Here is a 25,971-nt window from a genome sequence, read left to right as displayed (position 1 = left end):
GCAAGATACCGGTGGGCAGGCGGATGCAACGACATGGCGGACAGGATCAGGATCTTCATCGCGCATTCGCCGGAGGACCGGCACGGGACCGACAGGCTGCGGGGCTGGCTGGCCACAGCGGCGGAGATGGATGTCACCGGCGAAACCTCCGACGCGGGGCCGGACGGCGATGCCGATCGCCTGATCCACGCCTGCGATACCGTGGTCGTCGCGATGACCCCGCGCTCGACCATGTCGGATCACTGCGCGCGCGATCTGGCCCTTGCGGCGACATTGAACAAACGCATCGTGACCGTGATGCTGGAACACCACGGCGGTCGCCTGCCCGGCCCGATCGCGACGGCGGTCCCCATTCCGGCAACCCCACATCACGACCCCGAGCAGGCGAGAACCGCCCTTCTCGCCGCGATCAGGGCGGATCAGGGCTGGGTCACCACCCATCGGGCGCTCGCAACAAGGGCGGAAGACTGGGAAAAGGCGTCACTGGCACGCGCATCCCTGCTGCGAGGCAGGGCGCTTCGCGAAGCCGAGACATGGCTGGCGGACCAGCCCGACAGAGCGCCGCCGCCCACCGCCCTGCACCGGCGCTTCATCCTCGCGAGCCGGGAGGCCGCGGGGCGCCGGCAGCGGCGCATTACCGGAGCGCTGATCGCCGCACTGGTCTTTGCCACCGGCCTCGCCGCGACGGCGTGGATCCGGGGCACGACCGCGAACCAGAGCGGGGACGCGGCAATCGCCAGCCTCGCATCGGCCCAGGAGGATGCCGCAAGGCTATTGAGCCGATTGACCGATGAAATGGCCGCCTCGCCCACCGCGGTTTCCGTGCCGTCCCTGATGCAGGTTCGTGATCTCTCTGCCCGGCTGAACGCCAGTCTTCCGACCGACCGCGCCGCGCGGACTGAGGCCGCACTGCTGGACAACCGTATCGGCGCCGCCATTCTTGGCGCAGGCGATCCGTTGACGGCCCGCCGCGTGCTTGACGATGCGCGGTCGGAACTGGAAATTCTGTTGTCGGAAACGCCCGACCATTTAGGCCGCCAGCATGCACTGGCGACCACGCTGCGCCACCTCGGTGATGCGGCGACGGCCCGCGGGTCTGCGCAGGAAGCGCAAACGCACTACGAGGCGGCGCTGAACCTGTTTCAGGCAATCGAAGAAACGGACCCGGCGTTGACCCGCCACGGTACCGATACGGCGGAAACCTTCGACCGGCTTGGCCAGGTCGCACTCGACAAGGGCGACTGGGAGACCGCGCAGGACAGGTTCGCCAGCGCCCGCGCCCTTCGTGCCGCCCTCTTGCAGCGCGCCCCTGACGATCCCGCAAATCGCAATGCCTTGGCGGGCAGCCTGCGCCGCCTTGCCCTTGTGGCCCGCGCGCGGGGCGACGGCGACGGTGCGCGCACGTTGCTGACCGATGCCCTTGCGCATCACGAAAAAGTCCTCGCGCAGGTCCCCGACGATTCCACCTTCCAGCAAGATGCCGCGCGGGTGCTGGGCGATCTGGCCGATCTCGCCGCCCTGCAGGGAGATGGTGCCGAGGCACGTCGCTACCTTGACCGACAGCTTTCGCTCCTGCGGGAGATGACGGCATCCGATCCCGCGAAACTCGATTGGCAGGCGGCGCTGGCGGACACCCTGGGCGAAATCGCCCGGCTCGAGCAGGCCGAGGGCGACTATTCCGGCGCGCAGGCCAGCCTGAACGGCGCACGCGAGGTGGCGCAGCGACTGGCACTCATCGACCCCTCCAACGTTCGGGCGCGCTACACGCTTGCCCGGTCCGACATGAGGATGGCCGACCTCGCGCAGCTGACCGAAAACCCGGACGCGGCGGAGACGCATTTGCAGAGCGCGGCCGACCGGCTCGAGACGCTCGCCAAGGAGCAGCCGGAAGCATCGGCCTACGCCACGGATCTCGGCACGGTTTTCGCCCGACTGGGCGCGCTGCTCCAGCAGCGTGACGATGCGGAGACGGCGGCAGGGTACTTCGCGCAGGCGCTGGACTGGCGCAGGAAGGCCGCGGAACTGCAACCGAACGATCCCGGCGTCCAGCGCGCCGTCACCCTGGGCCTGATGGACAGCGCCGCCCTGCTCGAAGCGCGCCGGGACTACGACGCCGCCCTCGAAGGCTACCGCGAGATGTTCGATCACGCCCGTGCACTGGTCGACCGGTTCCCGCAGGAGCCGCCGCTTGCCGACGACCTGCGCGTGGCGGGTGACCTCTTCGCCAAACAGGCGGCCATCGTGTCGTTCGGGGATGTTATCTTTGGCCGGCTGGACAAGGCCGAGGAATTGACCCGTGCCGCGCTTGCGGCAGCCCCCGACAATCACAGGGTCGCCGCGCACCTAGCCTATGCGCTGATGTTCGGGGGGCAGGACGCCGAGGCGAGGGAGATCTTTCTTGCCCACCGCGAGTCCGAGATCGACGGGGAGCCTTGGGAAACCGTCGTGCGGCAGGATTTCGAGACGTTTCGCAAGGTCGGTCTCGACCACCCCCTGATGGCCGACGTGGAAACGGCTTTCTGACCGGCGGACCGCGCTACCGGCAGATGTTGCGCAGCGCGTCCCACTCCGGCGGGGTCAGGGCCGGGCGATAGTCGGCCTCGGCATCGGCTGCCGCGCGCGCCGCGTCGATCCGCTCTCCCAGCCGGGGATGGCTGAGGAAATGCGCGGTCACCCCTTCGCTGTCCCCGAACCGCCTGCGCATGCCCTCGAACATGTCTCCCAGGGCGCCGGGGCTGATGGCCGCACGATCCAGCAGGGCATGTGCAAACCGGTCCGCCCCTGCCTCCGCCTCCTGCGAATACTGGGCGGCGATCAGGCGTTCCGCCAGAAACAGCACGGCGGCACCCCCGGCGAAGTCGCCAAAGAGCAGCCCCAGCACCCCGATGGACCCGGCAGAGCGCAGGGCGTGCCGGGTAGGGTCGCGGCTGACCACGTGACCGATCTCGTGCGCCAGCACCGCCGCGACCTCGTCGGGGCCTTCCGCCGCGTCGATCAATCCACGGAACAGCACCACGAACCCGCCCGGCAGGGCAAAGGCGTTCACCATGTCGTGGTCCAGCACCGCGACGGTGACCTGCTGCCCTTCCGCCATCTGCGGGTCCAAGCGGCCGATCAGACCGTCCAGCGCCGCCCTGCCCTCGGGGACGTCGCATACCGGCACCGGGTTGAGGCCCGTTTCGTCCAGCGCCTCCCGAATGTGGCCGAAGGTCGCCTCGCCAAGGGCGCGTTCGCCCGCGGGGGGAATATAGACCGCCATGTTGTCCGCAAGCAGCGGGATCAGGACGCCGATCTGCAACGCCACCGCGGCGATGGCAGCCACGGCCCAGGCCAGCAGCCGTCCGCGCCCCTCGGGCGGGTTGCGGCGGAACCTGTTCGGCAAGTGCGCCAGCAGGCTCGCATCGGTGATGTAAAGCCGGGCCAGCGGGTCGCCGATGCGCCGCAGAACGGCGCCTTTCCTGCCCGCCATGTCCGGCAGTTGCCGGACTTCGCCCACGGGCCAGCGCAGGATGCGCCCGTCGTCCAGACCGATCTGGAGGATGCCCGACGCGATGTGCAGGCTGACCTCCTCGGCCACCGGCCGGTCGCCTTCGAAGAAAGCGGCCCCCATGCCGTCGAACCCGATGCTCATATCGCCGCCCCGAGGTCCAGCGCCTCGGCAAAGCCTTCGGCCTCGGCAAAGGCATCGCGGTCCCGCTGGCTGATCGCGTGCAGGCCGCCCGTGGTCGGCAGACTCGTCGTGCGGGCCATGTGCCGCATGATCGGGAAGGTGACGAAGGTGTTGTGCAACACCCCCCACAGCAGGAATACGGACAGGTAGAGAACGCCGATGATGCCGAGCGACAGCCACCGCGGCAGATCGCCGAAACCGCCCATGCGCAACGCCCATTCCTGCGGCCCGTAGAGCGCGAGGCCCAGCATGACGATCAGGCTGACGCCCAGCAACAGCACCATGTAGGAAATGAAGATCCCAAGGGTGTAGATCATCGCGATGCGGGGGCCCTGCAACCGCGAGGCGAAGGTGACGCCGTAGGCTGCCTTGTGGTTCGCCATGATCCGCTTGGCCACCCACCTGTAGTGGATCGCACCGTAGAGCAGCCCAGACATAAGAACCGGCACCGCCCACAGACGTTCCGGATTTTGCCACGACGGCGGCCAGTAGCCGTATCGCACCGCAAAGACGAATTCACCCGGCATGTCGTCGATCCGCGAAAGAGCCGGCGGCACAAGGGGTTGGATCAGCCCGACCCAGACGGCGAACGACACGCTGGCAACCACCGCCACCGCCAGCGGGATCGCCGCACGGTAAAGCATCTGCCAACGCCCCTGCTGCACCAGCCGGGCCGATCCGAAGTAGGTCCGGTCGGTCCGGTACTTCTCGAGCGCAAAGGTCATCCGGGGCCAAAGGAGGCCCAATGTCAGAAGGGTGATCGTCCAGTGCATCAACGCCCGACCGGCATATCCCCACGCTCCCCGTTCGAGGCCGAAGCGCACGCCGCGCCAACGGGTCCGGCCCAGCACGTAGCGGCGGGCGCGGTAGCGGGCGTAGAACCAGATCGGGATGACGCCGGCGAAACTGGCGATGTATCCCAGCCAGGATGAATTGAAGACCGAGAAACTGACGAACATCAGCAGCAGGTTCACGATTCCGATGTAGAAGGTCAGGACGACCACCGCGATGAAGAAACCAAGCAGTTTTTCCAGCGGATCGCCCACGTATTCCAGCGGATGCCCGCCGGGCCGGATCGCCGACCAGTACCAGCGGCGCAGGCGCGTCTTCATCCAGAACCGGTAGAAGCCCAAGGTCAGAATGGTAAAGAACCCCGTCTTGAGGGCGAGCCAGAACAGCGCGCCTCTCTTGCCGGTAAAGGCCACCTGCATACCCGCGGGGGCGCTGCCGGTTTCGACCGCCGCAGGAGGCGCTGCCCAAGGGCTGTCGGGCGCGGTGCTGTCGCTCATGCCCGGCGGGCCCGGTCAGGTGAACTTGTTGTCACGGGGAAAGCCGCGCGGCGCCATGCGACCGGCCGAAGCGCGCTTGCCGGTCCATTCCGTCAGGTCGATCTCCGTCCGCGTGCGGCCTGCCGGGTCCAGCCAGGTCAGGCCGGTCGCGCTGTCGAAGGTCGTGGCGTCGGACATGCCGCCGTCCTTGTATTTTTGCAGCCGCACGCCCTTGCCCCTGCCCATTTCGGGCAGCTCGTCCAGGCCGAAGACCAGCACCTTCCGGTTCTCGCCCACAACCGCGACGCGGTCGCCCTGGACCGGCCGACAGACCAGCGCCCTGGCATCGCCCCGCACGTTCAGGACCTGCTTGCCGCTGCGTGTCTGTGCCACCACCTCGGTCTCGGGGACGACGAATCCGTCCCCGGCGGTCGATGCCACCAGCAGCTTGCGGTCCGGCTGGTGAATGAACAGGTCCACGATCCGGACCTCGTTCGGCAAATCCACCATCAGTCGCAGCGGTTCGCCCATGCCCCGGCCGCCGGGCAGGTTCGCCGCCGAAATCGTGTAGAAGCGCCCGTTCGAGCCGAACACCAACAGCCGGTCGGTCGTTTCGGCGTGGAATATGAACCGGGGGCCGTCACCGTCCTTGAACTTCAACTCGCGGTTCAGATCGATATGGCCGGTCATGGCGCGGATCCACCCCATCTCGGAACAGACCACGGTGATCGGCTCCCGGTCGATCATGGCCTCGATCGGCACATCCTCGACCACGCCAGCCTCGGCAAAATCGGTGCGCCGCTTGCCGCAGTCCACCCCGTCGATGATCCAGTCCTTGCCGAACTGCTTCTTGGTGGCACGCAGCTGCTCGGTGATGCTGTCCCATTGCAGGTCTTCGCTTTCCAGCAAATCCTCCAGCCCCGCGCGTTCCTCCATCAGTTCGGACTGCTCGCGCAGCAGCTCCATCTCTTCAAGGCGGCGCAGCGAACGCAGCCGCATGTTCAGGATCGCGTCGACCTGTACCTCCGACAGTTCGCCCTCTCCCGGTGGGGGCGAGACGTAATCCTTCTCGTCCATGGCGCGCACATGGGTCTTGCCCCAGTCCTCGCGCATCAGCGCCGCCTTGGGATCGTCGTCGTAACGGATGATGTCGATCACGCGGTCGAGGTTCAGGAACGCGACGATGAAGCCTTCCAGCACTTCGAGCCGGCTGTCGATCTTGTCCATCCTGTGACGCGACCGGCGCTGCAGCACTTCGCGCCGGTGATCGAGAAAGGCGCGCAGCACTTCCTTCATGCTGCAGACCTTGGGGGTCACGCCGTCGATCAGCACGTTCATGTTGAGCGAGAACCGCACTTCGAGGTCGGAGTTGCGGAAGAGCATGCCCATCAGCACTTCGGGATCCACCGACCGCGAACGCGGCTCGATGATCATGCGCACGTCGTCGGCGGATTCGTCGCGCACATCCCCGAGGATCGGGATCTTCTTGGTCTGGATCAGTTCGGCGATCTTTTCGATCAGCTTGGACTTCTGCACCTGGTAGGGAATTTCAGTGACGACGATCTGCCACTGGCCCCGGCCCAGATCCTCGACCTGCCAGCGGCAGCGCAGACGGAAGCCGCCCTTGCCGGTTCGGTAGGCCTGCGCGATGTTCTCGGGCGGTTCGACGATGACGCCGCCGGTCGGAAAGTCAGGCCCCGGCACATATTTCAGCAGCGTATCGTCCCGCGCATCCGGCGTCTTGATCAGATGGATGCAGGCATCGCAAAGCTCAGCGATGTTGTGCGGCGGAATGTTGGTGGCCATGCCCACCGCGATGCCGCTCGACCCGTTGGCCAGCAGGTTGGGGAACTGCGCAGGCAACACCGCCGGTTCGGTCAGGGTACCGTCGTAATTCTCGCGGAAATCGACGGCGTTCTCGTTCAGACCTTCCAGCATGGCCTCGGCCACGGCGGTCATCCGCGCCTCGGTGTAACGGCTGGCGGCGGGGTTGTCGCCGTCGATGTTGCCGAAGTTGCCCTGCCCGTCCACCAGCGGATACCGGACGTTGAAATCCTGCGCGAGCCGCGCCATCGCATCGTAGATCGCGGCATCGCCGTGCGGGTGGTAATTGCCCATCACGTCGCCCGAGATCTTGGCCGACTTACGGAACCCGCCCGTCGAGGACAGGCGCAGTTCCCGCATCGCAAAGAGGATCCGGCGATGGACCGGTTTCAGCCCGTCGCGGGCGTCCGGCAGTGCGCGGTGCATGATCGTGCTCAGCGCATAGGTCAGGTACCTGTCGCCAAGCGCACGGCGCAGCGGTTCGGACATGTTGTGCGGGTCCGCCGCGGGAGGATCGGTAACATCAGACATGGAGGACTTTCTATCCAAGCACCGCTGGCGCGGCAAGCATCGGAATGCGGTCGGCGCACCCTTATTCGACTATCGGGCGGCCCCGTGCATTTTCCATGTAGCGCCGGAAAATTTCTGGAGTATGGAACCGAAACCGGTCCGAGATGTGTTACTATCCTGAAAAGTGCAACTGGGGGACGTCATGAAACGCTTTATCCTGCTGAGTTTCGGCTTTCTCGGCTGGGCTTTCTACGAAATGAGCGGCGGTGCGGATTTCGAGCCGCGCAGCGCGCAGATGGCCCGGATGTCTTCTGCCCCTCAGGCGGAGCAGCAGGCGCAGCCGACCGTCATCACGAACGTCGACACCGCGAAAGGATCGAACACGCAGACCGCCTTCGTCGATACGGATCCGCCGCTCAAAGATGCTGCGGCCGACAATGAAGTGACGCGCGTGTCCCTCAACCTCACGACGCTCGATGACGTGCTGAAACAGACGGACGCCCCCGTGGCCGAGCAACCCGCGGCGCAGGTCATCACCGCCGCTGCGGCGGCACCGCTCAACGACGCGGGCGTCCCGCAGAACTTCGGCGTCCTGACCGCGAGCGCCGACACGCCGGCCATCATTCCCAGCCTGATCGACCCCAACGACGGCATGACCGTGGCGTCTTCGGCGACCGCCGGCAGCGACATTCGCATCGTGTCGGGCACCCGCGTCAACGTGCGCGGCGGGCCGGGCACCGACTATGGCGTGGTCACCAAGCTGTCCGAAGGCGACGAAGTGCGCGTCGTGCTGGACAATGGCGATGGCTGGGTCAAGATGCAGCCGCTTGACGGCAGCCCCGAAGGCTGGATGGCGGACTGGCTGCTCACCGGCGGCTGAGCCCGACTTGCCAAAGCGCCTCGGGCGCGCGATGAAGGCCCTCCATGCGGGGGCCTTTTTCATGTCTGCACGTTCCATCCTGATCACCGGCTGTTCCAGCGGCATCGGACTGGCCTGCGCACGGGGGATGCGCGCGCGGGGCTGGCGGGTCTTCGCCAGTTGCCGCAAGCAGGAAGACTGCGACCGCCTGCGCGCCGAGGGGTTCGACGCGCCGCGCCTCGACTACGCGGACGAGGACAGCATCCACAAGGCTCTGGAAGAGGTGCTTGCCGCGACAGGCGGGCGGCTGGATGCACTGTTCAACAATGGCGCCTTCGCCCTGCCGGGCGCTGTCGAGGATTTGCCGACGGGTGCCCTGCGCAGCATCTTCGAGACGAACTTCTTCGGCTGGCACACGCTGACCCGCGCCGTCATTCCGGTGATGCGCGCCCAAGGTCACGGACGAATCGTGCAGTGTTCATCGGTTCTCGGGATGGTCACGATGCCATGGCGCGGCGCCTACAGCGCGACGAAGTTCGCGCTCGAGGGGCTGACGGATACCCTGCGGATCGAGATGCGGGGCACCGGGCTGCACATCTGCCTGATAGAGCCGGGGCCGGTCACCTCGCGGATCAGGGTCAATTCCATTCCCCATTTCGAACGCTGGATCGATTGGGAAGCGTCGCCGCGCGCGGCCCAGTACCGTGCCCAGTTGCGCAAGCGGCTGTACGAATCGTCCGGCCCCGACCGATTCGAACTGGGGCCCGAAGCCGTTCTGAAACGCCTCGTCCATGCCTGCGAGGCGTCCAGACCGCGCCCGCGCTATTACGTCACGACGCCGACTTACCTGGCCGGAACGCTGCGTCGGCTGTTGCCCACGCGCCTTCTCGACCGGGTCACCGGCGCAGGTCAGGGGTTGCGCAGCGACCCGTCTCCGCTACATCCCGATCCAACGGAAGGGAAAGATCATGTTTGAAGACCCTCTTTTCATTGTCGTGCTGCTGGCCGTCCTCGCCGTGGCCGTGATCCTGCTGATCGGCCTGGGCGGCTTTGCCGGAGGCGGCGAGTTCAACAAGCGCAACGCGAACAAGCTGATGCGCTGGCGCATCATCGCGCAGTTCATCGCGGTGCTGCTGATCCTCGGGTTCATCTGGTTGCGCGGGGGGGCGGGCTGATGGTCGTCCTGAACAAGATCTATACCCGCACGGGCGATTCCGGCACCACCGCGCTCGGCAACGGTGACCGCGTGGCAAAGCACGACCTGAGGGTCGAGGCCTATGGCACCTGCGACGAACTGAATTGCTTCGTCGGCGTGGCCCGCCTCGAGGCAAAGCGCGAGACCGACGCGGCGCTCAGCCGCATCCAGAACGATCTCTTCGACCTTGGCGCGGACCTCTGCCGCCCGGACATGGCGGCGGATGACAAGGCGGAATACCCGCCCCTGCGGATGACCGTAGCGCAGGTGAAGCGGCTGGAGGACGAGATCGACCTGATGAACGCCGAACTCGAGCCCTTGCGCAGCTTCGTGCTTCCGGGTGGCAGCGCGCTGGCCGCGCAACTGCACGTCTGCCGCACCGTCGCGCGCCGGGCGGAACGTCTCACGGTCCATCTCGCCGGGCAGGAAGACGTGAACGAGGCGGCGGTGAAGTACCTCAATCGCCTGAGCGACTGGTTCTTCGTCGCGGCACGGATGGCGAACAACGGGGGAAAGGATGACGTGCTCTGGGTCCCCGGCGCGAACCGCGACTGAGGCGGCGCCGGGGAAATGCCAGCGCTAACACAGCGAAACGCGGCGTTCCGTCGCCAGCTTTTGCCGATTTTGCCCTGTTTCGCCGCGAAAGCTTTCGCTAAACCGGCACAAGACAATTCCATCGCCTGCGCCATCCGGCCGGGCAGCAACCAAGGAGAAGAACGCACATGAAGGTATTGGTGCCTGTCAAACGCGTGATCGACTACAACGTGAAGGTTCGCGTCAAGGCGGACGGATCGGGTGTCGATCTTGCCAACGTCAAGATGTCGATGAACCCCTTCGACGAGATTTCCGTCGAGCAGGCCATCCGCCTGAAGGAAGCGGGCCAGGCCGACGAGGTCGTCGCGGTCTCCATCGGCGTGAAGCAGGCGCAGGAAACCCTGCGCACCGCGCTGGCCATGGGCGCGGACCGCGCGATCCTCGTGGTTGCCGCCGACGATGTGCACAACGATATCGAACCGCTGACCGTCGCCAAGATCCTCAAAGCCGTCGTGGAAGAGGAACAGCCGGGCCTCGTGCTCTGCGGCAAGCAGGCGATCGACAACGACATGAACGCCACCGGCCAGATGCTGGCAGCCCTGATGGGCTGGTCGCAGGCGACATTCGCCTCCAAGGTCGAGATCGAGGGCGACAAGGCCAAGGTCACGCGCGAAGTCGATGGCGGCCTGCAGACCATCGAGGTCTCCATGCCCACCGTCGTTACCGTGGACCTGCGCCTGAACGAGCCGCGCTATGCCTCGCTGCCGAACATCATGAAGGCCAAGAAGAAGCCGCTGGACGAAAAGACACCCGCCGATTACGGCGTCGAAGTCTCCAACCGTCTGGAGATCGTCAAGACAGCGGAACCCGAAGCCCGCGCCGCGGGTGAAATGGTGCCCGACGTGGACACGCTGGTGGCGAAACTCAAAGAAAAGGGAGTTGTGTAATGGCTGTTCTTCTTCTCGCAGAAGTCACCGACGGCGAACTGTCGATGGATGCAACGGCCAAGGCCGTGACCGCCGCCAAGTCGCTGGGTGACGTGACCGTTCTTTGCGCGGGCGGATCCGCCGCGGCGGCAGGCGAAGCCGCGGCCAAGATCGACGGCGTGGCAAAGGTACTCGTGGCCGAGGACGCGACGCTGGGTCACCGCCTTGCGGAATCCACCGCGGCGCTGATCGTCAGCCTTGCCGGTGATTACGACCACATCGTCGCCCCCGCCACCACGGACGCAAAGAACGTGATGCCCCGTGTCGCGGCCTTGCTGGACGTGATGATCATCTCCGACGCCTCGGGCGTGGTGGATGCCGACACCTTCGAGCGTCCGATCTACGCGGGCAACGCGATCCAGACCGTCAAGTCCTCGGACGCGAAAAAGGTCATCACCTTCCGCACCTCGACATTCGACGCGGCTGGTGAAGGAGGCTCCGCCTCGGTCGAGACCGTTGGCGCGGCAGAAGACCCCGGCCTGTCGAGCTGGATCGAGGACAAGGTCGCCGAAAGCGACCGTCCCGAACTGACCTCGGCCGGCGTGGTCGTGTCCGGTGGCCGTGGCGTCGGCTCCGAAGAAGACTTCGCCCTCATCGAGAAACTGGCGGACAAGCTGGGCGCCGCCGTCGGCGCGTCCCGTGCTGCGGTCGACAGTGGCTATGCACCGAACGACTGGCAGGTCGGCCAGACCGGCAAAGTCGTGGCACCGGATCTCTACGTCGCCGTCGGCATCTCCGGCGCGATCCAGCACCTTGCGGGCATGAAGGATTCCAAGGTCATCGTGGCGATCAACAAGGACGAGGAAGCGCCGATCTTCCAGGTGGCCGACTATGGCCTCGTCGCCGACCTCTTCGAGGCGGTGCCGGAGTTGATGGAGAAACTCTGATCCGCCCGACATCGGACGCGATCCGGAACATGGTTCAAGGCCCGCCCGCACGGCGGGCCTTGTTCATTTCAGGCACCTTGCAGTTCGTGGGAGAGCGCAGCGGCGCATTCGGCATGGGCCATGGGCCCCAGCATCTGCTGCGCGGCCAGTTCTTCCAGCGGGGTGAAGACCATGCCTTCGGTCCCCGCCGCCACCGCCGCCAGCGACACCACGACCTCGACAAGGCCGGCGGCATGGTCGCGCAGACTGTCCAGCATCTTGCGGGTCACGAAAAGCGGGCCGAAACCCGCCCCCTTCAAACCCTGCTCCGCCACCGCGTCAGGCCGGCGATCCGAGACCCACAAGAGCAGGCAGGGCTTCCCGATCTGGCCCAGCAACAGCTTCATCCGTGCGACCCAGGCCCGTTGCAATTCCGTCCGGACAGCCGCGAACCGCTCGGGAGACACCTTTTCCAGCCGTTGAAGCAGGTGCCCGGTGAAGTGAAAATCGGCGAAGTCCACCTCCGGAAAGATGGCCTGAAGCAGTTTCGACGGAGCGACGAACCGGTCGTTGCGACGCGGATGCACCGTGTAGAACCGGTTCGACATGTTCTGCGCGCCCATGACCTGCAGCACGACCTTTTCGGCGCGCGCGGCGGCCTCCGTCACGAAACGATCATGCACGAACGCGTCGATACCGGCGTTGGGCTGTCCCAGGTTCACGCAAGGCATGCCGATCCGCTGCTCCACCAACGCCGGAAACGGCATTTCGATGAACTTTCCATAGGTGCGCGTGCCCCCGAGAAACGCGATATAGGGCTCGGCGAGGTCGCGCTGCGGCCCCCGGAACATCAGTTTTGACCGCCCGTAACGGCACGGAAAATAGTCGAGGGCCCCCGGCCCCAGCACGTCATAGGTCATCGAACCCACCTCAACAAAATCACCCGCGGGCAAGATGGCGCAGGCCCGCTTGCGATTCCGTAAATGGTAGAATTTGCCCGGCCTTTTAGGCGGCGGCGGCCCTTGCGGCCACGGGCCCGCAGGCCTTAATGTGACCTGAACACAGGAAAAGGACGGGCCATGGACATCCAGACAATCGGTATCGTGGGCGCGGGGCAGATGGGCAATGGCATCGCTCATGTGATGGCGCTCGCGGGGTATGACGTCAAACTCACCGATGTCTCGGACGATGCGCTGCGCAAGGCGATCGAGATCATCGATGGCAATCTGGAGCGTCAGGTCAAACGCGAGAAGATCTCGGCCGAGGACAAGGCGGCGGCGATGGGCCGCATCCAGACCACGACAACCTTGTCCGATCTCGGGCCGAGCGACCTCATCATCGAGGCGGCGACGGAACGCGAAACCGTCAAGCAGGCGATCTTCGAAGATCTGATTCCGCATCTCAAACCCGAGACGATCCTGACCTCCAACACCTCGTCGATCTCGATCACCCGGCTGGCCAGCCGGACCGACAGGCCCGAGAAGTTCATGGGGTTCCACTTCATGAACCCGGTGCCGGTGATGCAACTGGTCGAACTGATCCGGGGGATCGCGACCAACGAGGAAACCTTCAAGGCCTGCGCCGAGGTCGTGGAAAAGCTGAACAAGACCGCCGCCTCGGCAGAGGATTTTCCCGCCTTCATTGTGAACCGGATCCTGATGCCGATGATCAACGAGGCCGTCTATACGCTTTACGAAGGCGTCGGTTCGGTAAAATCCATCGACAGTTCGATGAAGCTGGGGGCGAACCACCCCATGGGTCCGCTAGAGCTCGCCGATTTCATCGGCCTCGACACCTGCCTCGCGATCATGAACGTCCTGCACGACGGGCTGGCGGATACCAAGTACCGCCCCTGCCCGCTTTTGACCAAGTATGTTGAAGCGGGGTGGCTGGGCCGCAAGACGCAGCGCGGCTTCTACGACTACCGCGGGGACGAACCAGTTCCGACACGCTGACGGCCAGCGCGGCGCGGTCGCAGCTTCTTCGGGCGCGCCGCGGGATCAGTCCTTCAGTGCAAGGGTATGCGCGCGCAGCCATGCCATGAACCCGCGCGGGTCGTCGGCGAAGCGGTCAATCTGCGCCTGGTCGATCGGGTGCCCCACGATGGGTGCCTGCGGCTTGTTGCAGGCGTGCACGATCTCGTGCAGCAGCAATCCCTGACGCAGCATCGGGCTGATCTGGTTGGCGATCTGGTAGGCACGGCTGTTCTGGCCCGGAAACATCATCGGCACCACCGCCGCGCCCGAACGGCGGATCATCTTGGCGGTGAACACGTTCCACTCCGCCTCAACCGCCGGTCCCCACCACGTCTCCGACGCGGCGACGACCCCGGATGGAAACAGCGCCACCACGCCGCCGTCCCTGAGGTGCGCCATCGCCTTGGCCCGCATCTCGACCCCCTTGCGCTGCGCGTCCGGGTCGTGCGGGAACGGCACCGGGATCATGAAGCTGCCCGCCACCTCGTCGATCGAGGTCAGCAGCGACCGCGTCAGGATGCGATAGTCGGACCGGACCCGTCCGATCAGGTCGGCAAAGATCATGCCGTCGACCATGCCGTGCGGGTGGTTCGCCACCACGACCACGGGCCCTTGGCGCGGTATCCGCTCCAGTTGTTCCTGAGGTGTCGTCAGGTCGATTCCCATGGTGTCGAGCGCCGCGCGCCAGAAGGCCTGACCCGAGGGCGCGCCGCGCTTCTCGAACTGGCGGATCATGCGCAGGATCGACAGCTTGCCGGTAAACAGCTCCATCGCGCTGATCACGCGGGACTTCCACGGATCGTCGAACGTGGACGCATACGAAAGGCTGCGCCGGTCATACTTGGTGAACGAAACCGTTTCGCCGCGGGGCGCGTTCACCCCCGCATTCCCGTTCCTCAAAGATTGGGATTCATCCACCAAGCAACATCACCTCTGTCATCGGGACACCGGCGGTGTCAGTAGCCTTCCCCGAACTTGTCCGCAACCAGTGCGGTCAGCGCCTCGGCCAGTGCATCTGCATCGGGGCCCGAAGTCTGGATGTCAATAGTGCTACCACGGGAAGCGGCCAACATCAAAAGGCCCATGATGCTGTCGCCCGAGGCGGACAGACCGTCCTTGCTCACTTCGGCGCGCGCGTCGAATGCTTCGACGACCTCGACCAGCTTGGCCGAGGCGCGGGCATGCAGCCCCTTTTCGTTCACGATCTTGAGGGATATTTCTGTCATCTGAATAGTAGGGCTTTCTAATGCGCGCTCACGTTCTGGCTGTCGATGTACTTCTTACCAGCTTCAAGCGCCGCGCGCACGGCATCCGGTACATCCAAATGGCGGGATTTGGCCAGTTTGATGAGCATGGGCAGGTTCGCGCCGTATAGAATCCGGCGGTTGGCCTGCTTGCAGGCCAGCAGCGACAGGTTGGAAGGCGACCCGCCGAACAGGTCGGTCACCACCACGACACCCGTACCCTGATCGACCTCGTCCGCGGCGACGCAGATCTCGTTCTGCTTTGCCTCGCGGTCGTGATCGGCATGGATCGCGATCGCGCGGACGCCATTCTGCGACCCGACGACATGTTCTATGGCAGACAGGTATTCCTGTGCCAGTCCTCCATGGGCAACGATCACGATACCAATCAAGTCGGGGCCTCCGCTATCCTTTGGCGGTCCAATTCGCGATGCCTAATTGACACCGGCCATCCGGCCTCTGCAAGCCGCAAAGCATGATCTTCGGCCATCGTCACGGAACGGTGTTGCCCGCCCGTGCAGCCAAAGGCGATGGAGATATGAGACTTGCCTTCCTCGCGGTAGGCCGGCAGCAGGAAAAGGCTCAGGTCCAGCACCTTCTGCGCGAAGCCGTCGAACCGCGCATCCTCCTTGACGTAGTCGGCGACCGCCGCGTTGGTTCCGTTCAGCGCCTTCAGTGACTTGTCGTAGTGCGGATTGCGCAGGAACCGGCAGTCATAGACGATGTCCACGCCCCGCGGCACGCCCCGCTTGTAGGAAAATGACTGCACGGATACCGCAAGAAGGTGCTGGCCGCCGGGCACGAACCACTTCTCGATATCCTCGCGCAGGCGGTGAATGCTGTAGGACGTGGTGTCGATCAGAACGTCGGCCCGGTTGCGGATCGGCGCAAGCAGGTCACGCTCGCGCCGGATCCCCTCTTCCGGCCTGTCTGCCGGTGCAAGCGGGTGACGGCGCCGGGTTTCGGAAAACCGCTGCAAGAGCACTTCGGTGGAACAGTCGAGGTAAAGCAGCTCAGAGGTCACATCCGGGGTCGCCGCCAACTGGCGCAGCAGGTCCATCATCGCATCGAGCGAGAAATCGCGGTTGCGCGGGTCGATTCCCAGCGCCATCGGGCTTTCACGGGCCGGCGCGGACAGAAGGGCCGGCATCAGGCGCAGGGGCAGGTTGTCGATCGCTTCGAAACCCGCGTCCTCGAGAACGTTGAGGGCTGTCGAACGGCCAGCACCGGCCTGCCCCGTTACCAGCACGATATGCGGTCGCGTGGTGCGCGGATCGGTGGGCCCGACTGAATCACTGTCGCTCATGGCGCAGAATTTATGCTGCACCGCAGATAAAGCAAGATGGCGGCGGCGAAGTGCGGCCCCTCGACGCGGTAGAGGCAGGGCAATTCCAGTCCGAGCACATCATGCGACCGTGGCGGTGGGATCCTCTCGCGCTCGGTCTGGCCGAGGTCGACCACCAGCGCCAGCGGAGTCGGGCCGGCAGGGGGCAGGCGCAATATGCCCACGCCTCTCGCCTCGATCAGGCCCGCGATCGTCTCGGGGACATCCGCCATGACCGTGCCATCCTGCCGCGACAGCCGTGTCCTGTCGTCTGCCACCAACGACGCGCCAAGCGCGACCAGCTGCAGCGCCAGTGCGGATTTGCCCGCCCCCGAGGGACCGATGATGAGGACACCAAGGTCGCCCACACGGACGGTGCTGGCGTGCAGGATATCGTCGTTTCGGGTCAGGTCGGCAGACCGACGACGAACCGCGCGCCCAGCGGATCAGAGGTGATGTCGGCTTCGGTCGGGCGGATGTTCTCGGCCCAGATGACGCCGCCGTGCGCTTCCACGATCTGCTTGGAAATCGCGAGGCCGAGGCCCGAGTTGTTGCCGAAATGCTCTTCCGGCCGCTGGGAATAGAAGCGCGTGAATATCTTGGAAAGCGCCTGCTCGGGGATGCCGGGGCCGGTATCTTCCACGACCACGAGCACGCGGTTCTCGCGCTTGCGCGCCCAGACCCGGATCGCGTCACCGTCCTCGCAGAAGGAAATGGCGTTGGTGATCAGGTTCACGAAGACCTGTGCCAGCCGCGGCTCGAGCCCGTGCACTAGGATCGGGTCGGGCGGCAGGTCGGTGATGAAGTCGATTCCCTTGCTCCTGGCCTCCTCGCCCAGATATTCGCCGAGGTTGCCGATCATCTTGAGCAGGTTGAACTGTTCTTCCTCCTCCTTGACCAGTTCCGAATCCAGCCGCGAGGCGTTGGAGATATCGCTGACCAGCCGGTCCAGCCGCCGCACGTCGTGGTCGATGACGTCTAGAAGCTTCTCGCGCTGGTCGTCCCGCTTGACCATGCGCAGTGTACCCACGGCAGACCGCAGCGACGCCAAGGGATTCTTGATCTCGTGCGCCACGTCGGCGGCGAATTGTTCGTTACTGTCGATCCGGTTGTAGAGCGCCGAAACCATGCCGCGCAGCGCGCCTGACAGCCGCCCGATCTCGTCCGGCCGGGCGGTCAGATCCGGAATGCGGATGCGTCCCGGGTTCATCTTGCGCGCGTTCCGGTCGCGCCCGAGCTCCGCTGCCGCGGACAGGTCCGCAAGGGGGTTGGCGATGGTCGATGCGAGAACGAGGCTCAGCCCGATGGAAACCACCGTGGCGATCACGAACATCTGCAGAACGCGCTCGCGCTCCCCGCGGACAAGCCGGTCGATCTCGCCGGCGGCCGACGCGATAGCAACATAGCCGACGGGCTCGCCGTTTTGCAGGATCGGCGTCATCACGGTGAACAGGGTGCCGCCATCGGCATCGAAGTTGTTCTCGATCCGCGTGCCGCCTTCCGCGACCGCCGGGATCATGGATTTCAGCCGGTCCTCGATCGGGATTTCCGCATTCTCCCGGCTGCCGAACGGCGCCGACAGCTTGCCCCACAACCAGCTCAGCGCGTCTGTCAGCAGCGTTCGCTCGCCGTCGGCGCCGGCGCCTTCGATGGTCTCCATCGCACCCTCGGCCTGCGACACCAGGGCTTCGGTCGTGTCGTACACGTAGACATCCACGCCGCTGCGCAAATCCAGCGCGGCCAATGTCGCGGCGACATCCACCCCGTCTCCCGTTGCCAGGTTCACGGGGGCGTTGGCGGGCAGCTGGGCTTCGAACACGTCCGCGATCAGTTCGCTTTCCGATACGAGCGCCGAGCCGCGCTGCACGGCAAGGCTGTCGCGCGAGGAGTTGAGATAGAGAATTCCCGCGACCAGCACGTTCAGCGCAATCAGGTTGAACGTGATGATCTTGCGGGTCAACGGCGACGACCGCAGCGAGAACAGCCCACGCCGTTCCCGCCGCGCCCGCATCTCTTCCGGCGCATCGTTGCCCGGCGCGATCCAGTCGTCGCCCAGAACGATGTCACCGTCCCGCGAGGATGTGGTCGTATCGCGCACAAAGTTCCTTTCGGCGATCGCCAAGGGCCCGCCCTATTCTTCGTTGTATCTGTAGCCGATGCCGTAAAGTGTCTCAATCGCCGAGAAGTCCTCGTCGGCGGAGCGCATCTTCTTGCGCAGGCGCTTGATATGGCTGTCGATGGTGCGGTCGTCGACGTAGACCTGATCGTCATAGGCCACATCCATCAGCTGATCGCGCGACTTGACGAAACCGGGGCGTTGGGCCAGCGCCTGAAGCAGCAGGAACTCGGTCACGGTCAGCGACACTTCCTTGCCTTTCCAGCTGACGGCATGGCGCAGCGGGTCCATGCGCAGATCGCCCCGCTCCATCACCTTGGTTTCCTCGGTATCGCCGACCTCGCCGGTTTCGACGGCATCCTGGCGGCGCAGCAGCGCGCGGATGCGTTCGACCAGCAGCCGCTGCGAGAACGGCTTCTTGACGTAGTCGTCGGCGCCCATCCGCAGGCCGAGCACCTCGTCGATCTCGTCGTCCTTGGACGTCAGAAAGATGACCGGCATCGCGGTTTTCTGGCGCAGCCGCTGCAGCAGGTCCATCCCGTCCATGCGCGGCATCTTGATGTCGAGCACTGCCATGTCCGGCAGCTTCTTGTTGAAGGCGTCCAGCGCCGCTTGCCCGTCGTTGTAGGTCTCCACCTCGAAGCCTTCGGCCTCAAGGGTCATCGAGACGGACGTCAGGATGTTCCTGTCGTCGTCAACCAATGCAATTTTAGACATTGCCTGCTTCCTTGTGCTGCTCAATATTCGTTTTTGATTTTCGACCATAAAACCCCGATTGTGGCGGTCGAATCAATCTCTAACTACGAATCACCGCATTTCCTCACCCAATTCGGCCACAATTTGGTTAGGGATGACTAAATTGCCGCACTTTTTCCTGCAGTTGCGCCGATCGCAGACCGCCACCAAAGCGACCTGTCCGGGGGGCAGCCGCCCGCTTCGTGGCAAAGTTTGCCATGGTGGCGCTAACGTCGCCTAACCCGCCTGTTCATATCTCAAGACCTCGTGCTAAGAGGCGCTGCATGACCCCAGATGGTCGCGGGCAGACCGCCTGACCAACCTTGATTTGCGCACTCCCAACGCGCCTGCAGGAGAAATTACATGACATTTGGACGGGTAAACCCGCAGTTCCGCCTTGAAGATCAGCAGATCACGGGCCTGGGCAATGTCTATTACAACCTGATGGAACCGGCCCTGATCGAAACCGCGCTGAAGCGCGAAGAGGGAACACTGGGCCAGGGCGGCTCGTTCCTGGTGACGACCGGCAAGTTCACCGGCCGGTCGCCCAAGGACAAGCACGTGGTCAAGACCGACAGCGTGGCGGACAAGATCTGGTGGGAAAACAACGCCGCCATGTCGCCCGAAGGTTTCGACGCGCTCTATGACGACATGATCGCGCACATGCAGGGGAAGGACTACTTCGTCCAGGATCTCGTCGGCGGCGCGGACCCCCGTCACGCCATCAACGTGCGCATGATCACGGAACTCGCCTGGCACGGGCTGTTCATCCGCACCATGCTGCGCCGCCCCGACCGTGCCGACCTCGACGATTTCATCGCCGACTTCACCGTCATCAACTGCCCGACCTTTCAGGCCGACCCCAAGAAGCACGACTGCCGGTCGGAAACCGTCATCGCGATGAACTTCGACCGCAAGATGATCCTCATCGGCGGGACGGAATACGCAGGCGAGAACAAGAAGTCGGTGTTCACCCTGCTCAACTATCTGCTGCCGGAAAAGAACATCATGCCGATGCACTGCTCCGCCAACCATGCAACCGGCAATCCGGTGGACACGGCGGTGTTCTTCGGCCTGTCCGGCACCGGCAAGACCACCCTGTCCGCCGACCCGCAGCGCACGCTGATCGGCGATGACGAGCACGGCTGGTCGGATCACGGCACCTTCAACTTCGAAGGCGGCTGCTACGCCAAGACGATCAACCTCTCGCCCGAGGCAGAGCCGGAGATCTATGCCACCACGACGAAATTCGGCACCGTGATCGAGAACATGGTCTACGACGAAGAGACCAAGGAGCTGGACTTCGAGGATGACAGCCTGACCGCGAACATGCGCTGCGCCTATCCTCTGCATTACATCTCGAATGCCAGCAAGAAGGCCGTAGGCGGCCATCCCAAGAACATCATCATGCTGACCTGCGACGCCTTCGGTGTTCTGCCACCGATCGCCCGGCTGACGCCGGCGCAGGCCATGTACCACTTCCTCTCCGGCTTCACCTCCAAGGTCGCGGGAACGGAACGTGGCGTGACGGAACCCGAACCGACCTTCTCCACCTGCTTCGGCGCGCCCTTCATGCCGCGCCGCCCCGAGGTCTACGGCAGCCTGCTGCGCGAAAAGATCGCCGAGCACGGCGCGACATGCTGGCTTGTGAACACCGGCTGGACCGGCGGCGCCTACGGTACCGGCAGCCGGATGCCGATCAAGGCAACACGCAATCTCCTTACCGCCGCGCTCGAAGGCTCCCTTGCGGACGTGAAATATCGCAAGGATCCGAACTTCGGCTTCGAAGTGCCGGTGGCGGTGGATGGTGTGCCGGACATCCTGCTGGACCCCCGCCGCACCTGGGACGATCCCGAAAGCTATGACCGTCAGGCGGCCAAGCTGGTCGCCATGTTCTCGGAGAACTTCGAGCAGTACATGGCGCACATCGACGACGACGTGAAGGCGGCGGCCATAGGCTGACACCGGCAGACCGGAACGGAAAGCGAAACGCCCCCGCAATTCATGCGAGGGCGTTTTTCGTTTGGCGGAGAGAGACGGACCCGCCCTTTCGGGCAGGTGGTATCGGATCAGGCGACCAGTTCTTCGACCGGGATATCCAGCATGAACTTGGCGTCCTCACGGCTGAGATAGACCATGAATGCCTCGAGAAGCTGTTCGCGGCCGTGCACGGCCCACTTCAACGCGCCGGGTTCGGTGTGCATGTAGCCCACCCGCTCCGAGAACCCCTTGAAGGCCACGGCGCGCAGCATGAAGCCGAAGATCCAGTCCGGATCCCAGCGATCGACAGCCTCGAGGATACCCGCGCGGGTCAGCACACTGGAGAGCCCGGTGCCGCGATACAGGCCCTCGTCGGGCGCCATCCACACCTCGCCATGATAGACCGCCTCGCCGCTGATACGATGCGCCCCGGGCGAGGCGCGGTACCGCGACCGGCCCAGATCGACACCGGGAATGGGGGGCGGGAATTTCTGGAAGTTGCGCATCAGATAGGAACTGAGCGCGACGTCGGAGAGGCTGATGGTCTTGAACGCCTGGGTGTGAATCAACTCGCCGAACTGGTTGCGACCGATCAGCCAAAACCCGTTTTCCGCATTCAGATCGTGGAGTTCGGGATTGAACGGATCGCCCAGCTTTTGCGCCGGGCGCTCTTCCTCGATGACTGTGCTGTAGATGTCAAAGTCGCTGCCGATCGTGATCTCGATCTTGTGCGCGTCGAGAATGCTACCGCTGGTCGCAATGAAGGGTGCCGCATTGCTCGGGAATTGAACAGTCATGTCTATTGGTCTCCTTGGCCGCCTGAGCACAGGATACGCCAAGAAGTAGAAAAACACCCGTAAATTGAATCGATTTTGTCAAAATTATGTCCGAGGTTCGTTCAAGTCATGATTTCCTCCTCGAAACGTGCCTCACTTTTGCCGAATTTCGGTGTCTCCAGCGCCGTCAAATCAGCCAGTTTTTCAGGCGCCAGATTGCGGATCGAGACCTCTTTGCTGGGTACGACAAGGGTCAGCACGGAGGGCGATCCATCAGGAAAAAACCCTGACATCATAAGGCGTTGGTATGCTATGGGGGCCCACCCCGACCCATCCGGCAGGGGCATCCGGGTGAACACGTGATCCAGCCTTGCAAGCTGGGTCGCCTGGACGTCGTGGAAGGCCTGGTTCAGCATGTGCCCAAATTCTTCGCCCGCAGGTAGCATGGCGATGGGTCTGCCGATGCTCGACCGGGCATAATCCAGTCCGAACCACCCGACATAGGCCGACAGTTCCCCGAATTCGACGCAGATCCACTCCGCACCTGATTCGCGGTAAACGAGAAGATATGGCCGCACATGGGCGAGATTGGGGCTCTCGATTTGACCGGATGACATGGTCCAGGCCCGGAAGGTTTCCCTGAGCAAAACCGAAGAGTCCTCCCAGATCAGGCCCATCGGCTTCTGCTCCTGGTAGAAATCCCACTCGCCCACCTGGGCCTGCAGGAACTGCAGGTTGCCATGCGCCGACGACGCGCCGCGCAGCCACGTCTTGCCCCGCGCGAGGATGTCCTTGGCGCCGGCAAGGCTCGCTTCCCCCTTTTCGGTCAACTGGTAACGCCGGTCGTCCACCGCGAAGAGGGGGCCGCCCAACTCCGCTTCGAGCGACGCAATATGCCGTCGCAGTGTCTGGCGGGTCGACCCCAGCTCCTTCACCGCGTGGCTCAGGTTCAGGGTGCGGGCAAGGGTCACGAACGACCGAACCATTTCGAACAGCAGCGCCGGCGGAGGCGCGTCGACCGCATTTTCCGGGAGATCCAGCGCGCTTCCGGGAATCTGGGGGCTCATAGGTACATTCATGAACGGAAACCGTAAACGGATCATCCATCAATGCAACAATTATCACCCATTCACTGAAGATTTGTGAACAGAAAATAACAGAATCTATTCAATTGAACGGAATCCTGAATCTCGCGATTAAAGTGTATGTTCAACCAGAGGTTCCAAATTATGACCCATCCAGTAGATGCGCACGTTGGTAAGAAATTGAAACAGATACGCACATTGCGCCGCCTTTCCCAAACCGACGTTGCGCGCAAGCTCAACCTGTCGTTCCAGCAAATCCAGAAATACGAGATCGGGTCGAACCGGGTCGCGGCCAGCCGTCTGTTCGAACTGGCGCAGATCCTCGATGTGCCGCCGTCCTATTTCTTCGACGGCCTTCACGACAATTCCAACACGGCCCCCAAGACCGATCCCGGCATGGAAATCGTGTCAGCCCTTGCTGCCATCAAGGACGACGCGGTCAAGACCCGGATCGTCACCTTCATCGAAGACATCGCTGGCGTCACCGTCGCACGGCAAGGTTGATTCCCAACCGCCCCCCCCCGGCAGACCCTGCTCGAAAACTTTTCTGAAGCATCGTCACATTTTCCGCACCTTCGCGCCCAGGTCTGCCGGGCGGCGGCGCGCCAGACTGCGCGCACCCGATCCATTGTTCGCCGTCAGACGGCCAGCCCGCCCGCGGGCCACGGAAGTTGACCGCGCAATTTTAGAACAAATTGACGCAGGAAATTGCATCTTTGTTGTGCTGCGCCTGCGAAGGCGCTAAGTGGCTATCCAGCAGAAAAGGGACGACGGATATGCCACACGACGGTCAGGACATGAAAGCTATGAACGCACCGGTGATACTCGAGGACCTGCTGGCGCTTACCGCCGCCGCGATCGCCCCGGTCGACGATATCCTCGAGAAGGCGCGCACGGCGGTGCGCGACATGGTCACCAGTGATGGCCGCGTCTCCGCCAGCCTGATCGAGGAAAACCAGACGGCCGCCCACGGGCTGGCATGGCTGGCGACATATGCCCAGTCCCTGCGCCAGATGCAGAAGTGGGCCGAGGCGCTCGAGAGCGACGGCAAGTTCGGCGAGACCGAACAGCTGATCCACCAGATCGCCTTCGGGGAATACCTCTGGCAGGTCTACGGCGGCATCCAGATGAACCAGGGCGAGATCCTGCGCCTTCAGGATCTTGGCCTGTCGCAGGAAGACGCCCGCGGCCTGATGGCGACCGAGATCATGACCCTGACACAGGGCGGCAACACGCAGGCCGCGCGCACGCGGCTGGTCGCCCTGATGCAGGAACACTCCGCAAACATCACCGTCGGCGCAACCGGGCTCGACGACGAACTCGAAATGATTCGCGAACAGTTCCGCCGCTACGCCGTAGACAAGGTCGAACCCCACGCCCACGACTGGCACCTGAAGGACGAACTGATCCCGATGGAGGTCATCACCGAACTGGCGGAGATGGGTGTCTTCGGCCTGACCATCCCCGAGGAATACGGCGGGCTGGGTCTGTCCAAGGCATCCATGTGCGTCGTCTCCGAGGAACTGTCGCGCGGCTATATCGGCGTGGGCTCCCTCGGCACCCGCTCCGAGATCGCAGCGGAACTGATCATCGCCGGCGGCACTGCGGAGCAGAAGGAGAAATGGCTGCCCCGCATCGCCTCGGCCGAAACGCTGCCGACGGCGGTCTTCACCGAACCGAATACCGGTTCCGATCTGGGCAGCCTGCGCACCCGCGCGACCAGGGATGGCGACGACTACAGGATCACGGGCAACAAGACCTGGATCACCCACGCCGCGCGCACCCATGTGATGACCCTTCTGGCACGGACCGATCCGTCGACCACCGACTATCGCGGTCTTTCCATGTTTTTGGCGGAAAAGACCCCCGGCACGGATGCCGACCCCTTCCCGACCGACGGCATGACCGGCGGCGACATCGAGGTCCTGGGATACCGCGGCATGAAGGAATACGAACTGGGCTTCGACAACTTCCACGTCAAGGGCGAGAACCTCCTCGGCGGCGAAGAGGGCAAGGGCTTCAAGCAGTTGATGGAGACCTTCGAATCCGCACGCATCCAAACCGCCGCACGCGCCATTGGCGTGGCCCAGTCGGCGCTCGACATTTCCATGCAGTACGCCCAGGACCGCAAGCAGTTCGGCAAGGCCCTGATCAATTTCCCCCGCGTCTCCTCGAAGCTGGCGATGATGGCGGTCGAGATCATGGTGGCACGACAGCTCACCTATTTTTCCGCCTTCGAAAAGGACGAGGGCCGGCGCTGCGATGTCGAAGCGGGCATGGCCAAGCTGCTCGGCGCGCGCGTCGCCTGGGCTGCCGCCGACAACGGTCTTCAGATCCATGGCGGCAACGGTTTCGCGCTCGAGTACAAGATCAGCCGGGTTCTCTGCGATGCCCGCATTCTGAACATCTTCGAGGGGGCGGCAGAGATCCAGGCCCAGGTCATCGCGCGCCGTCTTCTTGGCTGATCGGGGCGCGACAGCCCCTCAGGCCGCGAACTGCGGCCGAACCTGACCAAGGCGCGGGTGCAATCCCCGCGCCAGCCATGCAGCCCACAGCATACCGCCGCCGCACACCGCGAACAGACCGGCGATCGGCATCGCGATAAGCACCACCCCGGCCACCGCCGGGGTGACGATGCCCGATGCATCCCGATAGCTCGAATAGACCGCCGACATCTCCGTGCGCTCCGATGGTTTCACCGCCATCAGAAAGGGCAGCGATCCGCAGACATCCAGCATGATCAGCAGGACCGAAGCCAGGTAAAGACTCGCCACCACCATCCAGGGCGACACCGTCAGCGCCCATCCTCCGATGAAGAAGGCACCGCCGACCGCAAAGGCACCGCTGACCGCGTTCCGAACCCCGATCCGCCGCACCAGCACCATCAGCAGAGGGGCGGCGAAAAGGGTCATGTTCGACGCCGACAGCGCCGCCGCGCCCACGGCATTGCCCAACCCGTTTTCCACGCAATAGATCGGCAAATAGACGATATACACCCACCAACCGCAGGACCGGATCACCGC

25 protein-coding genes are annotated in these 25,971 nt (G+C 64.2%); 11 read left to right on the top strand and 14 right to left on the bottom strand.

The window, feature by feature from the left end; all coding sequences use genetic code 11:
* The first annotated feature begins 33 nt into the window (after nt 1–33).
* A complete protein-coding gene (locus BOO69_RS01845) occupies nt 34–2,523 on the top strand; it encodes a tetratricopeptide repeat protein (RefSeq protein WP_071969786.1) in 2,490 nt (829 codons plus the stop codon).
* A gap of 13 nt (nt 2,524–2,536) precedes the next feature.
* Here the strand turns inward: BOO69_RS01845 and BOO69_RS01840 are convergent, their stop codons facing one another.
* From BOO69_RS01840 to BOO69_RS01830, 3 genes are all read right to left on the bottom strand, one after another.
* Nucleotides 2,537–3,631 (bottom strand): M48 family metallopeptidase, encoded by a 1,095-nt coding sequence (locus BOO69_RS01840; RefSeq protein ID WP_071969784.1) that lies wholly within the window; start codon nt 3,629–3,631, stop codon nt 2,537–2,539.
* Nucleotides 3,628–4,881, bottom strand: coding sequence for a DUF898 family protein (locus BOO69_RS01835; protein WP_071973588.1), 1,254 nt, complete (start codon nt 4,879–4,881; stop codon nt 3,628–3,630). Before BOO69_RS01835 ends, BOO69_RS01840 begins: the two co-directional genes overlap by 4 nt.
* A 93-nt stretch (nt 4,882–4,974) precedes the next feature.
* Nucleotides 4,975–7,293, bottom strand: a complete 2,319-nt coding sequence (locus BOO69_RS01830; RefSeq protein WP_071969782.1) for a DNA topoisomerase IV subunit A — start codon at nt 7,291–7,293, stop codon at nt 4,975–4,977.
* Between the two features lie 181 nt (nt 7,294–7,474).
* Between BOO69_RS01830 and BOO69_RS01825 the strand changes: the two genes are divergently transcribed.
* The 6 genes from BOO69_RS01825 (at nt 7,475) to BOO69_RS01800 (ending at nt 11,733) form a co-directional block, all read left to right on the top strand.
* A complete protein-coding gene (locus tag BOO69_RS01825; protein ID WP_071969780.1) occupies nt 7,475–8,152 on the top strand; it encodes an SH3 domain-containing protein in 678 nt (225 codons plus the stop codon).
* Nucleotides 8,153–8,213: 61 nt separating this feature from the next.
* Nucleotides 8,214–9,107: an SDR family oxidoreductase gene (locus tag BOO69_RS01820; RefSeq protein ID WP_071973587.1), complete on the top strand. Its 894-nt coding sequence runs from the start codon at nt 8,214–8,216 to the stop codon at nt 9,105–9,107.
* Entirely contained in the window at nt 9,100–9,306 is a 207-nt protein-coding gene (locus BOO69_RS01815; protein WP_071969778.1) for a twin transmembrane helix small protein, read from the top strand. The genes BOO69_RS01820 and BOO69_RS01815 overlap by 8 nt, the downstream gene beginning before the upstream one ends.
* Nucleotides 9,306–9,881, top strand: coding sequence for a cob(I)yrinic acid a,c-diamide adenosyltransferase (locus tag BOO69_RS01810; RefSeq protein ID WP_071969776.1), 576 nt, complete (start codon nt 9,306–9,308; stop codon nt 9,879–9,881). Before BOO69_RS01815 ends, BOO69_RS01810 begins: the two co-directional genes overlap by 1 nt.
* 167 nt (nt 9,882–10,048) lie before the next feature.
* Entirely contained in the window at nt 10,049–10,807 is a 759-nt protein-coding gene (locus BOO69_RS01805) for an electron transfer flavoprotein subunit beta/FixA family protein (RefSeq protein ID WP_071969774.1), read from the top strand.
* Nucleotides 10,807–11,733 (top strand): electron transfer flavoprotein subunit alpha/FixB family protein, encoded by a 927-nt coding sequence (locus BOO69_RS01800; RefSeq protein WP_071969772.1) that lies wholly within the window; start codon nt 10,807–10,809, stop codon nt 11,731–11,733. The genes BOO69_RS01805 and BOO69_RS01800 overlap by 1 nt, the downstream gene beginning before the upstream one ends.
* 68 nt (nt 11,734–11,801) lie before the next feature.
* Here BOO69_RS01800 and BOO69_RS01795 read toward each other — a convergent pair whose 3' ends face one another.
* Nucleotides 11,802–12,632 (bottom strand): DUF6473 family protein, encoded by an 831-nt coding sequence (locus tag BOO69_RS01795; RefSeq protein WP_071973586.1) that lies wholly within the window; start codon nt 12,630–12,632, stop codon nt 11,802–11,804.
* A 159-nt stretch (nt 12,633–12,791) separates the two neighbouring features.
* On the opposite strand from BOO69_RS01795, the gene BOO69_RS01790 reads away from it, so the two are divergent.
* On the top strand, nt 12,792–13,667 hold the full coding sequence (locus BOO69_RS01790) for a 3-hydroxybutyryl-CoA dehydrogenase (protein ID WP_071969770.1): 876 nt from the start codon (nt 12,792–12,794) through the stop codon (nt 13,665–13,667).
* A 45-nt stretch (nt 13,668–13,712) separates the two neighbouring features.
* Here BOO69_RS01790 and BOO69_RS01785 read toward each other — a convergent pair whose 3' ends face one another.
* The 7 genes from BOO69_RS01785 to BOO69_RS01755 form a co-directional block, all read right to left on the bottom strand.
* A complete protein-coding gene (locus BOO69_RS01785; RefSeq protein ID WP_335743930.1) occupies nt 13,713–14,567 on the bottom strand; it encodes a lysophospholipid acyltransferase family protein in 855 nt (284 codons plus the stop codon).
* Between the two features lie 77 nt (nt 14,568–14,644).
* A complete protein-coding gene (locus BOO69_RS01780) occupies nt 14,645–14,914 on the bottom strand; it encodes an HPr family phosphocarrier protein (protein WP_071969766.1) in 270 nt (89 codons plus the stop codon).
* A gap of 17 nt (nt 14,915–14,931) precedes the next feature.
* Nucleotides 14,932–15,324, bottom strand: coding sequence for a PTS sugar transporter subunit IIA (locus BOO69_RS01775; RefSeq protein ID WP_071969764.1), 393 nt, complete (start codon nt 15,322–15,324; stop codon nt 14,932–14,934).
* Complete coding sequence (gene rapZ, locus BOO69_RS01770; RefSeq protein ID WP_071969762.1) at nt 15,321–16,238, bottom strand: RNase adapter RapZ; 918 nt, start codon at nt 16,236–16,238, stop codon at nt 15,321–15,323. The genes BOO69_RS01775 and rapZ overlap by 4 nt, the downstream gene beginning before the upstream one ends.
* Nucleotides 16,235–16,624, bottom strand: a complete 390-nt coding sequence (locus tag BOO69_RS01765; protein ID WP_237267543.1) for an HPr kinase/phosphorylase — start codon at nt 16,622–16,624, stop codon at nt 16,235–16,237. The genes rapZ and BOO69_RS01765 overlap by 4 nt, the downstream gene beginning before the upstream one ends.
* Before the next feature lie 38 nt (nt 16,625–16,662).
* Nucleotides 16,663–18,354, bottom strand: coding sequence for a sensor histidine kinase (locus tag BOO69_RS01760; protein WP_071973585.1), 1,692 nt, complete (start codon nt 18,352–18,354; stop codon nt 16,663–16,665).
* 33 nt (nt 18,355–18,387) lie between these two features.
* Entirely contained in the window at nt 18,388–19,089 is a 702-nt protein-coding gene (locus BOO69_RS01755) for a response regulator transcription factor (RefSeq protein ID WP_071969758.1), read from the bottom strand.
* A 381-nt stretch (nt 19,090–19,470) separates the two neighbouring features.
* Between BOO69_RS01755 and BOO69_RS01750 the strand changes: the two genes are divergently transcribed.
* On the top strand, nt 19,471–21,069 hold the full coding sequence (locus BOO69_RS01750; RefSeq protein WP_071969756.1) for a phosphoenolpyruvate carboxykinase: 1,599 nt from the start codon (nt 19,471–19,473) through the stop codon (nt 21,067–21,069).
* Between the two features lie 107 nt (nt 21,070–21,176).
* Here the strand turns inward: BOO69_RS01750 and BOO69_RS01745 are convergent, their stop codons facing one another.
* Both BOO69_RS01745 and BOO69_RS01740 read right to left on the bottom strand, forming a co-directional pair.
* On the bottom strand, nt 21,177–21,884 hold the full coding sequence (locus BOO69_RS01745) for a hypothetical protein (protein ID WP_071969754.1): 708 nt from the start codon (nt 21,882–21,884) through the stop codon (nt 21,177–21,179).
* 101 nt (nt 21,885–21,985) lie between these two features.
* Nucleotides 21,986–22,966, bottom strand: a complete 981-nt coding sequence (locus BOO69_RS01740; protein ID WP_237267542.1) for a helix-turn-helix domain-containing protein — start codon at nt 22,964–22,966, stop codon at nt 21,986–21,988.
* A gap of 102 nt (nt 22,967–23,068) precedes the next feature.
* Between BOO69_RS01740 and BOO69_RS01735 the strand changes: the two genes are divergently transcribed.
* Together BOO69_RS01735 and BOO69_RS01730 are read left to right on the top strand one after the other, a co-directional pair.
* A complete protein-coding gene (locus tag BOO69_RS01735; RefSeq protein ID WP_257786725.1) occupies nt 23,069–23,452 on the top strand; it encodes a helix-turn-helix domain-containing protein in 384 nt (127 codons plus the stop codon).
* Between the two features lie 272 nt (nt 23,453–23,724).
* On the top strand, nt 23,725–25,413 hold the full coding sequence (locus BOO69_RS01730) for an acyl-CoA dehydrogenase family protein (protein ID WP_071969750.1): 1,689 nt from the start codon (nt 23,725–23,727) through the stop codon (nt 25,411–25,413).
* Between the two features lie 18 nt (nt 25,414–25,431).
* Here the strand turns inward: BOO69_RS01730 and BOO69_RS23360 are convergent, their stop codons facing one another.
* A complete protein-coding gene (locus BOO69_RS23360; RefSeq protein WP_237267540.1) occupies nt 25,432–25,944 on the bottom strand; it encodes a hypothetical protein in 513 nt (170 codons plus the stop codon).
* Between the last annotated feature and the right edge of the window lie 27 nt (nt 25,945–25,971).

The sequence above is a fragment of the Sulfitobacter alexandrii genome, from assembly GCF_001886735.1.
Lineage (GTDB): Bacteria > Pseudomonadota > Alphaproteobacteria > Rhodobacterales > Rhodobacteraceae > Sulfitobacter > Sulfitobacter alexandrii.
This window is presented reverse-complemented; position numbering and strand designations above follow the sequence as displayed.